Genomic DNA, 12,254 nt, shown 5'->3' on the forward strand with positions numbered 1-12,254 from the left:
TCAGGAACGGTCAGCTACCGGACTGATGCCAGAACGGTACACCCACGACCGGGGTGCTGGCTTCGGCACTCTCGCGCTCGGCCATCGGACCCGCGAGCCAGGCGGCGCGTCCTGCCTTGATCGCACCGGCGAATGCACCGGCCATCTCGACCGGCTGTGCAGCGAGCGCGACAGCGGTGTTGAGCAGCACGCCGTCATAGCCCCACTCCATCACCTGACAAGCGTGCGACGGCAAGCCGAGGCCTGCGTCGACGATCAAAGGCGTATCCGGCAGACGGTCGCGCAACAGACGCAGACCGTACGGATTGATCACACCCTTGCCGGTACCGATCGGTGCGCCCCACGGCATCAGCGCCTGACAGCCGACGTCGAGCAATCGACGGCACAGCACCAGATCCTCCGTGCAATACGGCAGGACCTTGAAGCCCTCGCGAATCAGTTGCTCGGCGGCCGTCACAAGACCGAACGGGTCGGGCTGAAGCGTGTAGTCGTCGCCGATGAGTTCGAGCTTGATCCAGTCGGTCTCGAAGACTTCGCGCGCCATTTGCGCCGTCGTCACCGCTTCCTGCACCGAATGGCAGCCCGCCGTATTGGGCAGCACCGGCACCGCAAGACGGCGCAGCGTCTCCCAGAAATGACCTTCCGACGCTTGCGCCCCGGTGCCCGAGAGCTGACGGCGCAATGCCACCGTCACCATGCCCGGACGCGCTGCGTCAATGGAATCGTTCAGCGCTTGCAGCGACGGGTAACGCGCCGTGCCGAGCAGGAAACGGCTGCCGAAGCGGGTGTCGTAGAGCGTGAGCGCATCACGCGTGCTGCTTGCGGCCACGTTGTTCGATTCGGTGAATGCGTTCATTTCAGCCTCCGGCCACCGGTTGCACGACATCGATCTTGTCACCCTGCACGAGCGTGCGCGCAGCGTACTGCGTCTTGGGCACGAATTGCCCGTTGATCGCCGCCGCGAAAGGCGGCTTGGCGCCGTAGGCAGCGAGCGCCTCGGCCAGCGTCGCCGTGTCGGCCACGCTCAGCATCTGTTGATTGATATGGATGTCCATTACGTACCGCTTCCTCTCATGCCTGACGAAACAGTTCCGGCCACGGCCGGCTGGCTCGCCACGTCTCCCAGTCGAACGCGTCCGCCGATCCCGACGGCGCGCCCTTCGTTTGCATCAATGCCTGCGCCAGCGCGCACGCTTCGCCGGTGACCGCCGGTGCGAGCAGATAGCCGTGACGGTACAGACCGTTCACGCGCAGCAGCCGTGCGCCGTCCCACTGCACACGCGGCAGATGGTCGGGCAGCGCCGGGCGGCAATTGACGTTCAGCTCGACGATGCGCGCCTCGCCGAACGCCGGGTTCAGCGAGTGCGCCGCCGAGAGCAGTTCGAGCGCCGAGCGCACGGTCATCGGCGACATGTCTTCCGATTCGAGCTCGGTCGCCCCGATCACGTACAGATCGTTTTCCTTGGGCGCGATGTAGATCGGATAGCGCGGGTGCAGTAACCGCACCGGACGACGCAGACCGATCCCCGGCGCGTGAATGCGCACAACTTCGCCACGCACGCCGCGCAATTGGGTGAGCGCTTCGCGTGCGCCCAGTCCACGACAGTCGATGACCAGACCGGCGTCCGGATACTCGCCCTCGACAATTTCAGTGTTCCAGTGCAGGTCCGCGCCCGCCTTCGCAAGTCCTGCGGCAAGCGCACGCAACAACTGACGGTTGTCGAGCTGCCCTTCGTTCGGCAGCAGCCAGCCTTCCTGGAAACGTCCAGCGAGCGCCGGTTCTACATCCTTCAGTTGTGCGCCCGAAATCCGCTCGACGCCGCCGCGCAGCAGCTCGGGCGGTGCGTTCGCACGCATCCGACGATCGAACATCACGGCCTCGGCGCGATCGGGCTGATGCCACACGACCAGCGTGCCGTTGCGTTGGAAGAAGACGTGTTCGGGAAGGCCGTCGATCAGCGCAGGCCAGCGCTCAAGTCCGACCGCGCCCATCTCGACGATGCTCGGCTCAGCTACGGCGGCCTCAGCCAGCGGCGCGAGCATGGCCGCGGCGACCCAGCCAGCGGCGGACGAGCCGTCGGCGTCGCCCCGCTCGTACAACGCCACGCGCGCGCCGACGCGAATCAGTTGCCACGCCAGCAGACGGCCGGACAGCCCGCCGCCCAGCACGGCAATGTCGGGACGCGACGTGGTAATGGCAGCCGTCGCGCTCATACGCGCATTGCCGCGCAAGCCATCACGGCGCGCGGGCACTCAGGGGAATACGAAGAATGTTGTGGAAGGCAACGCATGGGGCCCTTTCCTCATGAAAGCAAAAGGACGAAACGGTGATGGCCACCTTACCCCAATGGAGGAGTCGGAAACTTCCCACGCCGGTATTACCCGGGTCGGGTGCAAAGGGTCTCTCTCAGCCCCGTGACTTCTTTGACGTGACTACGCCAATTACGGAGCACCCCTGTTTCGCCCGCAGCCATTACAACATAGATGCCGACGCCCGTGCAAGCAGGCTTCCCGGGCGATTGCACGCTCGTCGCGTCTCGTTTTTTGAGATCTCCCGCCCCTGATTCCGGCCGCGTGTAACGGTCCGTAAACTGAAAATCCCCGTCACGCGCGCCCCCGGCCGCAAATCGTGCAACGCACCATCGGGAACTGCGGTCAAATGGGCCATATGTGCCAAACGTGCAGATAACAACGTTGCCCCACTGCGGCCGCGCCGCCCGAAGATCATGGCCAACACGCCGACCCACACGCCACACGCCCCGCAATCCTCAGGCGACACCGCCGCGCCGCCGCCCAGACCACCCAAACACCCCACCGCCTGGCAACTGATCCGCCCCTACTGGGTCTCGGAGAAGCGCTGGGAGGGCAGACGCCTGCTTGCGCTCGTGATCGCGCTGAACCTTGCCGTCGTGTTCATCAACGTGCGGCTTAACGCGTGGAACGCCAGCTTTTACGATGCCCTCGACAAGCGCGACTGGCCGGTCTTCAAGTCGTCGCTCGCCGAGTTTGCGGTGCTGGCATTCAGCTTCATCATCATTGCGACGTTCCGCACTTACTTCCGTCAGATGCTGGAGATCCGCTGGCGTCAGTGGGTGACGGACGCGAATCTCACGAAGTGGTTCGCGCATCGCGCTTACTACCGCATCGAACGCGATCACCTCGCCGACAACCCCGACCAGCGTATTTCCGAAGACATCCGCACGCTCGTCAATTCGTCGCTCGCGCTGTCGCTCGATCTGCTGACGACGCTCGTCTCGCTGTTCTCCTTCATCACGATTCTGTGGACGATCTCGGGTGCAGTGTCCTTCGCGCTGGCAGGTATGAACGTGACGATTCCGGGCTACATGGTGTGGGTCGCTGCGCTGTATGCCATCGTCGGTTCGTTCCTGATCTTCAAGGTCGGCCGCCCCCTCGTTGGACTCAGCTACCGGCAACAACAGGTCGAAGCCGACTTTCGTTTTCTGCTGGTGCGGCTGCGTGAATCGGCCGAGCAGGTCGCGCTCTATCGTGGCGAAGGCGCGGAGTTATCGCGTCTGAAGTCGGCGTTCGGCGCGGTGCGCGACAACTGGTGGCAGATCATGGTGGTGACGAAACGCCTGATCTTCGCGAACTCGATCTACGCGCAGATCGCCATCGTCTTTCCGATCATGGCGGCAGCACCCCGTTACTTCGCAGGTGCGTTCACGCTGGGGGTGCTGATGCGAATCATCGACGCCTTCGGGCAAGTGAGCGACGGTTTCTCCTGGTTCGTGAACAGCTTCTCGACGCTGGCCGACTGGAAGGCGACGATCAACCGTCTGCGCGAATTCACACGCGTCATCGACGCCACACCGCACCCTCGAAGCGGCATCTCCGTGGTGACGGCGAGTGATGTCCCTGCCTATACGGCCGCCGACCTGCGGCTGTCGCTGCCGAACGGCGAGCCGCTCGCGACCGCCGGGTCGTTCGCCTTCGCTCCGGGATCGCGCTGGCTGGTGCGCGGTCGCTCGGGTTGCGGCAAGAGCACGATGCTGCGCGCACTTGCCGGTCTGTGGCCGTTCGGCAGCGGACGCATCGAAGTCCCCGCCAATGCCCGCGTTCTGTTCCTCTCGCAGCAAAGCTATCTGCCCATTGACACGCTCAAGGCCGCGCTCGCCTTCCCGTCGTCGCCCGATACGTTTACCGACGCCGAGTGCCGCCATGCCCTGAACGCCGTGAACCTTGGGCAATACGGCGACGAGCTGCTGACCTCGGCGCATTGGGCGCGACGTCTCTCCGGCGGCGAGCAGCAGCGACTGGCGGCTGCACGCGCATTGCTGCAAAAACCGGACTTCCTGTTTCTGGACGAAGCGACGAGCGCGCTCGATGTCGAAACCGAAGAAACGGTGTACGACGCACTGCACGCGCAACTGCCCGACACGGCCATCGTCAGTGTGGCGCATCGCGACACACTGGCCCGCTTCCATCAGCACACGATGACCTTGCACGCCGCGAGCGAGATCGAGCCACCTCGGGTCGTCGGCGCGGTGTAGTGACGGCATAGGGGGCGGACGATCTCACGCCGCCCCGCGCCATTCCCACCGGACGATTCATCCACTTTGTTCACTTCGTAAATAATATTGACGCGGCTGTTCCGGCACCGAGGTGGTTTGGCATAATCACGAGCACCCCATCAGGCAAACTCCGGGCTCATCGTGACTCCTCCAGCTTCCTCGTCCGGCCAGTCGCCGAATTCCTCGCAGCGCGACGGACGCACCGTTGTCGTCACCGGCGCCGCTTCCGGCATCGGCGCGGCCATCGCCCGCCGTCTCGCCTCCCCTGACACCCGCTTGCTCTTGCACACACGCGGCGCGTCCGATGCCAGTCAGACGCGGCTCGCAGAAGTACGTCGCGCATGCGAAGACGCCGGTGCGCAGTGCGCCATGTGGTTCGGCGACCTGACGAACGCGCAGTCCGCCGCACGACTCGTCGACGCCGCGCATGACGCCTTCGGTCCCGTCGACCAAATCGTGAGCAACGCGGGCTTCGCCACGCGTCAGTCGCTGGCCGACATCGACGACGAGGCCTTCGCACGCACGCTCGCCGCCATGCCCGGCGCATTCGCCGCGTTGTTGCGTCACGCGCTACCCGATCTCCAACGTTCGTCGCAAGGCAGCGTGGTCGCCGTCAGCTCGTTCGTGGCGCATCGCTTCGCGCCGAACCAACCCGGATTTCCCGCGACGGCCGCTGCCAAGGCGGCCATCGAAGCGTTGGCGAAAAGCGCCGCCGCCGAATACGCGCGAGCAGGGGTGACGATCAATTGCGTCGCGCCCGGCTACACGCGCAAGGACAGCGGTCACTCGGCCATCGATCCGGCCGCATGGCAGCGCGCGGCCGACGCCACACCAACCGGACGCCTCTGCGAACCCGACGACATCGCCGCTCTGGCCGTCTTCCTGCTCGGCCCGCACGCGCGACAAATCACCGGTCAGGTGATTCATGTCGATGGTGGCCTCACACTCTGATGCAGCCCTGACAATCCACTGATCACCGGGTCAGACGTAGACCCAACCATCGATGCCCGACATCGATACACAACAACCATACGTCGCACACATAACGACAAGCACACGATCCACCGAGGAGTCTTCATGGCGTTTTTTTCCTGGTTCCAAGAACTCAACACGAAGGAGCGCAAGGCCCTGTATGCGGGCTTTGGCGGCTATGCCGTCGATGCGTTCGACTTCATGATCTATTCGTTCCTCATCCCCACGCTCATTGCTGCATGGGGCATGACAAAGGGCGAGGCGGGCATGATCGCGACCAGCTCGCTCATCTCGTCGGCGGTCGGCGGATGGCTCGCGGGCATTCTGGCGGATCGCTACGGCCGCGTGCGCGTGTTGCAATGGACGATTGCCACCTTCTGCCTGTTCACGTTCCTGTCTGGCTTCACGAACTCGTTCTGGCAGTTGCTCGTGACGCGCACGTTGCAGGGCATCGGCTTCGGTGGCGAGTGGACTGTCGTCACGATGATGATGGGCGAGATGATCCGCTCGCCGCAGCATCGCGCGAAAGCGGTCGGCACCGTGCAAAGCAGCTGGTCGGTCGGCTGGGCCGCCGCCGCGCTGCTGTACTGGTTCTTCTTCGCGGTGCTCGATGAAGGCTACGCATGGCGTGCGTGCTTCTGGATCGGGATTCTGCCCGCGGTGTGGATCATTTACGTGCGCCGCAACGTGTCGGACCCGGAGATCTTCACGCAAACGCGCCGCAAGATCGCCGAAGGCCAGTTGCAGAGCAACTTCACGCAGATCTTCGCACCGGCGCATCTGAAGACGACGATCCTCGGCAGTCTGCTGTGCACCGGCATGCTCGGCGGCTATTACGCGATCACGACGTGGCTGCCGACGTATCTGAAGACGGTGCGCGGTCTGTCGGTGTTCAACACGAGCGCCTACCTGATCGTGCTGATCGTCGGCTCGTTCGTGGGCTATATCGTCGGGGCGATTCTCTCGGATAAGCTCGGACGCCGCGGCGCGTTCATCTTCTTCGCCATCGCGTCGTTTGTCCTCGGCATGGTCTACACGATGCTACCGATCACCGACAGTGCCATGCTGCTGCTCGGCTTCCCTTTGGGCATCGTTGTGCAAGGCATTTTCGCGGGTATCGGCGCGTACCTCACTGAGCTGTATCCGAACCACATTCGCGGCTCGGGTCAAGGCTTCTGCTACAACCTCGGGCGCGGCATCGGATCGTTCTTCCCCATCGCCGTGGGCACGCTCGCGCAAACCGGTTCGCTCGTGAAGGCCATCGGGATGGTCGCGGGCGGTGGCTATCTGCTTGTCGTGGTGTGCGCATTGCTGCTACCCGAAACGCGCGGCAAGTCGCTCGTCTCGACCGACTTCGTGCATTAACTGTCTGCATGGCAAAACGGGACGCCGGTGCGAACACCACGATCGCCCCGACGTCCCGTCGCCTCACCGGATGGCCATTGTGTAAGCCAGCCAACCCGGAACCGCTTCAGTGCGCGCCGCTTGTGTGATCCCGTGCGGCGTCGCCACCTTCGTACCCCCGCCTACACCCTTGTTACCGGCAGCACGCCTGAATAGAGCGTTTCCGGCAATCCTTGCACGCCGCATCTCACGGCGAAGACATGACCGTCGTGTTCGTTCGCGTTCGCGCCGGGACGAATCGACGTGACGAACAATGTGTCGAAGTCGCGTCCGCCGAACGCGCACATCGACGGCTTCGACACCGGCAACACGATCTCCCGGTCCAGCACCCCCGCTGGCGTGAAACGCAGCAGACGGCTACCGTCGTTGGCGCATGTCCAGTAACACCCGTCGGCATCGACGGCTGCGCCATCGGGGCGTCCCGGATACTGGTTCATGTCGACGAAGAGACGGCGGTTGCGGATCGCGCCGCTGTCCGCATCGAAGTCGAACGCCCACACGCGACGCACCGTCGGATGCGAATCGCTCAGATACATCGTGCGGCTGTCCGGCGAGAAGCCGAGGCCGTTCTGTGTGACGAGTCCGTCGACGAGCGCTACGGACAGCCCGTCCTTTGCATCGAAGCGATAGAGCGAACCCGCGTCGCTCGCCAGCGACATATCCGCGACCATCGTGCCCGCCCAGAAGCGGCCCTGACGGTCGCAACGTCCATCGTTAAAGCGCATGCCCGAGGCCGGAAATTCCGGTGCGGCCAGACGCGTCCACGCCAACGCAGCCACGTCGCCCGGTGCGCCCAGCCGTACGGCGAACACCCCCGTTTCACACGCGGCGAGCAACGTGCCCGCCGTGTCGAACGAGAAGCACGCGACCTGCTCGGGGAACGTCCACTGACGGTGTTCGCCGTCGGCGGGCGTCAAGCGATGCAGTTGCTTTGCCGGGATGTCGACCCAGTAGAGCGCCTGTTCGTCGGCACGCCATAGCGGGCTTTCGCCGACCGCGTGCGGTGTCTCGCGCGACGGCTCCAACCGCTCGATAGAGACTCCGGCCACACTCACGCCTTGGGCTCCATCGGCCCCATCAGCACGAACGGACCGCCTTGGAAACGTTGCGTCCAGTCGTCCATTTGCGGATCGGGGGCTTTGGCCGGGAACAGACCGGCGAACTCGGCCGAGCTGTCTTGCGCACGGAAGCCGAGGAACGCCGCCTTGGTGTTATCGACCCACAGCGTCGGATTGTCCGACACGCCGTAGATGATCGCGTGACCCACGCGATTCGTGAACAGGGAGCAACGCACGAGTTCGATGAAGTCGCGGTAGCTCAGATACGTCACCATCATGCGCGGATTCTTCGGCTGTTCGAACGACGAGCCTATGCGCAGACACACGGTCTCGAGGCCGAAGCGGTCGAAGTAGTAGCGCGAGAGGTCTTCACCGAAACACTTCGAAATGCCGTACATGCCGTCGGGACGATGCGGCGCGTCGATGTCGAGCACTTCCGTCACGGGATGAAAACCGACGGCGTGGTTCGAGCTGGCGTAGACGATGCGCTTCACGCCTTGCTTCTGCGCGGCGCTGTAGACGTTGTACAGACCGAGGATGTTCGCTTGCAGGATGTCGTCGAACGGCGCTTCGACAGACACGCCGCCGAGGTGCACCAGCGCATCGACGCCTTCGAGCAGCGCATGCACGGCCGCACGGTCGGCGAGGTCGACCTGCATCGACTCTTCGTGCACAGCCGTGTCGGTGATCGGCACGATGTCGCTCACGCGCACGATGTCCGCCCACTCCGCGAGCTTGCTGCGCAGTTGTTTGCCAAGGTTGCCCGCAGCGCCGGTCAGCAGAAGACGGCGGAAGGGTTTGCCGGAAGTCTGGCTCATAGTGATCCTTATTGCTCCTGATTCATCGGTACAACAAAACCGACGCCGCGCCGCACAACCAAGGGGGAGTGTGCAGCGCGGCGTACGCTAAATCTTCAAACGTCTCGCTGGCTACGCATTCGCGGTCCGGTTCACGTCGACACCCGCACCATTCCCGCCATGGCCAGCCTGCACCGGCGACGGCGTGGCCGTCCCAGTAATATGCGGCTTGACCACCGTCCACAGAATCACCGCGCCGATCAGATCGCCCAGCCCCAGCGCCACGAAGAACGGCGCGTAGCCGACCGCCGTCACGAACGTGCCGATCACCAGCGTGAAGAGCAAGTTGCCGATCCCGGCGGACAGCCCCGCCAGACCGGTGACCGTCGCCACTTCGTTGCGCTGGAACAGGTCGGCCGACATCGAGATCACGGTGACGGAGAGCGTCTGGTGCGCGAAGCCACCGAGGCACAGCAGGAAGATCGCCATCATCGGGTCTTTCACGAAGCCCACGCCGCACATCGCCGTCATGATGATTGCGCCGATGGTGAACACCACACGCTTGCCGTTGAAGATCGTGATCTTGAAGTGCTTGTTCAGCCACACCGACACCGTGCCGCCCATCAGGCACCCGATGTCGGCCGCGACGAACGGCAACCACGCGGTCGCGGCAATCGTCTTCAGATCGAAACCGCGCGCCTGATTGAGGTACAGCGGCATCCAGAACACGATCGTGCCCCACACCGGATCGGCAAAGAAGCGCGGCAGCGCAATGCCCCAGAAGTTGCGCTGACGCAGGATCGAGCCCAGGTTAGGCTTGCGGGCATCGGCGGCGGCATCGACCACACGACCTTCGTTGATGTAATCGGACTCGGCCTGCGAGAGCGCCGGGTGATCTGTCGGGTGACGATAGAACACGAACCACAGCACGCCCCATACGAGACCGAGCGCACCAGCGATGACGAATGCCGTCTCCCAGTTGTAGCGCAAGATCGACCACGCGATCAGCGGCGGTGCGAGAATCGCGCCGATGGACGTGCCGATGTTGAAGATACCGGCGGCGAGCGCACGCTCCTTCGACGGGAACCAGAACGCGGCGGCACGCATGCCCGCCGGAATGAACGACGCTTCGGCCAGACCCAGCAGACCGCGCAGCACGAACAGCCCGACCCAGCCGTCGGCCAGCCCGTGCAGCATGCACACCACCGACCACATCACGCCGCACAACAGGAAGCCCAGACGCAGGCCGATACGGTCCATCAGATAACCGGTGATGGGGGCACCGATCGGATACAAGACAAGGAAAGCGCCCGTGATCCAGCCGTACTGCTGGGTCGTGATGTGGAGATCCTTCATCACCGTGGGGGCGGCTACGGCAAGCGAGCTGCGTGCGAGGTAGTTCATGACGGTGCCGAGCGTCAGCAGTCCGATCATCCACCAGCGCAGGCCTTTGATCTTCAGTGCCATGATGGTTGTCTCTCTTTCGTTGATATTTTTATGGCAAGCAGCGCGCTTGCTTGGAAAGGCATCCTACGTGAGACGATGTACGATGACAATGAAAGATTACGCAGTTTACGGATAATCCCTAGTCTTTCAGCAGATTCACTACTGCAGCGCCATAAGCCTTATCAGTGTTGAAGTTTGCACATATTGGGAGAGTTATCCCACATGTAAATGTGAGCAAATGACGTCTTGTTGTATGACGTCTTATATTTAGTCGCCTACAGAATTTCGGCGATGGGCGGGATCGCAACGGACCGCGGGCCGCGCAGGAGGAACAGGCAAGAAAAAACCGCCCGGACGTTTCCATCCGGACGGCTTCTTCACAGTGACGCAGATGCCTACCTCCGCGCCCCTCCTCTCAAATCACAACCACCCCGTATTTGTGGTTTTGGCAGGCACAAACCTGCGCGCACCCGAAGGTGCGCCCAACCAGCTTAGCCAGACTTAGCGCGGCAGTTCCGAATGGCCCATCAGGAACTCGTCCACCGCACGGGCACATTGACGGCCTTCGCGAATCGCCCACACCACCAGCGACTGACCGCGACGCACGTCGCCGGCCGCGAACACCTTCGGCAGGTTCGTCGTGTAGGCGCGCTCGCCTTCGGTCGAGGCACGCACGTTGCCGCGCGCATCCTTGTCCACGCCGAACGCATCAAGAACCGTTTGCAGCGGCGAGACGAAGCCCATCGCGAGCAGCACGAGGTCGGCCTTCAACTCGAACTCCGAGCCCGGCACTTCCTGCATCTTGCCGTCCTTCCATTCGAGACGCACGGCGATCAGCTTTTCGACCTTGCCGTTCTTGCCTTCAAAGCGCTTCGTAGCCACCGACCAGTCGCGCTCGCAGCCCTCTTCGTGGCTCGACGACGTGCGCAGCTTGGTCGGCCAGTACGGCCACACCATCGGCTTGTTTTCCTGCTCCGGCGGTTGCGGCAGCAGTTCGAACTGCGTGACCGCCTTCGCGCCGTGACGGTTCGACGTGCCCACGCAATCCGAGCCGGTGTCGCCACCGCCGATCACGATCACGTTCTTACCCGTCGCCAGCATCTGGTTCGCCAGCTTGTCGCCCGCGTTGACCTTGTTTTGCTGCGGCAGGAATTCCATCGCGTAATGGATGCCTTCGAGCTCGCGACCCGGCACCGGCAGATCGCGCGGCTGTTCCGCACCGCCTGCGATGACCACGGCGTCGAACTGGGCCTGCAACTGGTCCGGCGTGATCGTCTCTTTCGAGAAGTTATTGATGTGCGCTTCGGGGGCATCTTTGCCCACGTAGACGCCGGTGCGGAACGTCACGCCTTCGGCTTCCATCTGGCGCATGCGGCGATCGATCAGCCACTTCTCCAGCTTGAAGTCGGGGATGCCGTAACGCAGCAGGCCGCCCACGCGATCGTTCTTCTCGAACACGGTGACGTCGTGGCCGACGCGCGCGAGTTGCTGTGCGACCGCCATGCCCGCAGGACCGGAGCCGACGACGGCGACCGTCTTGCCGGTCTTGTGCTTCGCCGGTTGCGGCTCGACCCAGCCTTCGCTCCAGGCCTTGTCGATGATCGCGTGCTCGATCGACTTGATGCCCACTGCGTCGCTGTTGATGTTCAGTGTGCAGGCTGCTTCACACGGCGCGGGGCAGATACGTCCCGTGAATTCCGGGAAGTTGTTGGTCGAGTGCAAGACCGAGATGGCCGACTTCCAGTCCTGGCGATACACCAGATCGTTGAAGTCGGGAATGATGTTGTTGACCGGGCAACCGTTGTTGCAAAACGGAATGCCGCAGTCCATGCAGCGTGCGCCCTGCACCTTTGCCTGATCGTCGGAGAGCGCGAGTACGAACTCCTTGTAGTGCTTCACGCGTGCCAGCGGTGCTTCGTAAGACTCGCTCTGGCGCTCGAATTCGAGAAAACCTGTGACCTTGCCCATGTTTCTTCAGTCGGAAAGTTTTGTGGTTACCGTGCCTCACCCGCGCGCGGCACGCCTGCGGGGCCCTCACCCCGCGC

Annotated in this window: 10 protein-coding genes and 1 riboswitch; of the genes, 3 read left to right on the forward strand and 7 right to left on the reverse strand. The window is 63.4% G+C overall.

Annotated elements, in window-relative coordinates:
• Window positions 1-10: 10 nt before the first annotated feature.
• Genes PAN31117_RS24205 through PAN31117_RS24215 form a run of 3 tightly spaced genes read right to left on the reverse strand, consistent with a single transcriptional unit; the run spans window position 11 to window position 2,214 of the window.
• Window positions 11-856, reverse strand: coding sequence for a thiazole synthase (locus PAN31117_RS24205; protein WP_046290003.1), 846 nt, complete (start codon window positions 854-856; stop codon window positions 11-13).
• 1 nt (window position 857) lies between these two features.
• The gene (gene thiS / locus PAN31117_RS24210) at window positions 858-1,055 is read right to left on the reverse strand and encodes a sulfur carrier protein ThiS (protein ID WP_150740446.1); all 198 of its coding nucleotides are present in this window, start codon (window positions 1,053-1,055) and stop codon (window positions 858-860) included.
• Between the two features lie 16 nt (window positions 1,056-1,071).
• On the reverse strand, window positions 1,072-2,214 hold the full coding sequence (locus PAN31117_RS24215) for an FAD-dependent oxidoreductase (protein WP_150740447.1): 1,143 nt from the start codon (window positions 2,212-2,214) through the stop codon (window positions 1,072-1,074).
• A 133-nt stretch (window positions 2,215-2,347) separates the two neighbouring features.
• Window positions 2,348-2,467: riboswitch (TPP riboswitch) on the reverse strand.
• A 259-nt stretch (window positions 2,468-2,726) separates the two neighbouring features.
• Between PAN31117_RS24215 and PAN31117_RS24220 the strand changes: the two genes are divergently transcribed.
• The 3 genes from PAN31117_RS24220 to PAN31117_RS24230 all read left to right on the forward strand — a co-directional run bounded on the left by PAN31117_RS24220 (window position 2,727) and on the right by PAN31117_RS24230 (window position 6,869).
• Window positions 2,727-4,511, forward strand: a complete 1,785-nt coding sequence (locus PAN31117_RS24220; RefSeq protein ID WP_150740448.1) for an ABC transporter ATP-binding protein/permease — start codon at window positions 2,727-2,729, stop codon at window positions 4,509-4,511.
• Window positions 4,512-4,673: 162 nt separating this feature from the next.
• On the forward strand, window positions 4,674-5,483 hold the full coding sequence (locus tag PAN31117_RS24225) for an SDR family NAD(P)-dependent oxidoreductase (protein ID WP_150740449.1): 810 nt from the start codon (window positions 4,674-4,676) through the stop codon (window positions 5,481-5,483).
• A 126-nt stretch (window positions 5,484-5,609) separates the two neighbouring features.
• Window positions 5,610-6,869, forward strand: coding sequence for an MFS transporter (locus tag PAN31117_RS24230; protein ID WP_150740450.1), 1,260 nt, complete (start codon window positions 5,610-5,612; stop codon window positions 6,867-6,869).
• Window positions 6,870-7,030: 161 nt separating this feature from the next.
• Here the strand turns inward: PAN31117_RS24230 and PAN31117_RS24235 are convergent, their stop codons facing one another.
• The 4 genes from PAN31117_RS24235 to PAN31117_RS24250 all read right to left on the reverse strand — a co-directional run bounded on the left by PAN31117_RS24235 (window position 7,031) and on the right by PAN31117_RS24250 (window position 12,177).
• Entirely contained in the window at window positions 7,031-7,963 is a 933-nt protein-coding gene (locus tag PAN31117_RS24235; RefSeq protein WP_370855786.1) for an SMP-30/gluconolactonase/LRE family protein, read from the reverse strand.
• Entirely contained in the window at window positions 7,960-8,784 is an 825-nt protein-coding gene (locus PAN31117_RS24240; protein ID WP_150740451.1) for an NAD-dependent epimerase/dehydratase family protein, read from the reverse strand. The genes PAN31117_RS24235 and PAN31117_RS24240 overlap by 4 nt, the downstream gene beginning before the upstream one ends.
• A gap of 111 nt (window positions 8,785-8,895) precedes the next feature.
• A complete protein-coding gene (locus PAN31117_RS24245) occupies window positions 8,896-10,230 on the reverse strand; it encodes an MFS transporter (protein ID WP_150740452.1) in 1,335 nt (444 codons plus the stop codon).
• Between the two features lie 480 nt (window positions 10,231-10,710).
• On the reverse strand, window positions 10,711-12,177 hold the full coding sequence (locus PAN31117_RS24250) for a glutamate synthase subunit beta (RefSeq protein ID WP_150740453.1): 1,467 nt from the start codon (window positions 12,175-12,177) through the stop codon (window positions 10,711-10,713).
• Window positions 12,178-12,254 lie beyond the last annotated feature (77 nt).

The organism is Pandoraea anapnoica (assembly GCF_902459765.1).
Lineage (GTDB): Bacteria > Pseudomonadota > Gammaproteobacteria > Burkholderiales > Burkholderiaceae > Pandoraea > Pandoraea anapnoica.

What these genes read in the sequence shown, in the direction of transcription:
- PAN31117_RS24205 (WP_046290003.1), bottom strand. Translation starts at nt 856, where the DNA reads ATGAACGCATTCACCGAATCGAACAACGTGGCCGCAAGCAGCACGCGT.
- thiS (WP_150740446.1), bottom strand. Translation starts at nt 1,055, where the DNA reads ATGGACATCCATATCAATCAACAGATGCTGAGCGTGGCCGACACGGCG.
- PAN31117_RS24215 (WP_150740447.1), bottom strand. Translation starts at nt 2,214, where the DNA reads ATGAGCGCGACGGCTGCCATTACCACGTCGCGTCCCGACATTGCCGTG.
- PAN31117_RS24220 (WP_150740448.1), top strand. Translation starts at nt 2,727, where the DNA reads ATGGCCAACACGCCGACCCACACGCCACACGCCCCGCAATCCTCAGGC.
- PAN31117_RS24230 (WP_150740450.1), top strand. Translation starts at nt 5,610, where the DNA reads ATGGCGTTTTTTTCCTGGTTCCAAGAACTCAACACGAAGGAGCGCAAG.
- PAN31117_RS24240 (WP_150740451.1), bottom strand. Translation starts at nt 8,784, where the DNA reads ATGAGCCAGACTTCCGGCAAACCCTTCCGCCGTCTTCTGCTGACCGGC.
- PAN31117_RS24245 (WP_150740452.1), bottom strand. Translation starts at nt 10,230, where the DNA reads ATGGCACTGAAGATCAAAGGCCTGCGCTGGTGGATGATCGGACTGCTG.
- PAN31117_RS24250 (WP_150740453.1), bottom strand. Translation starts at nt 12,177, where the DNA reads ATGGGCAAGGTCACAGGTTTTCTCGAATTCGAGCGCCAGAGCGAGTCT.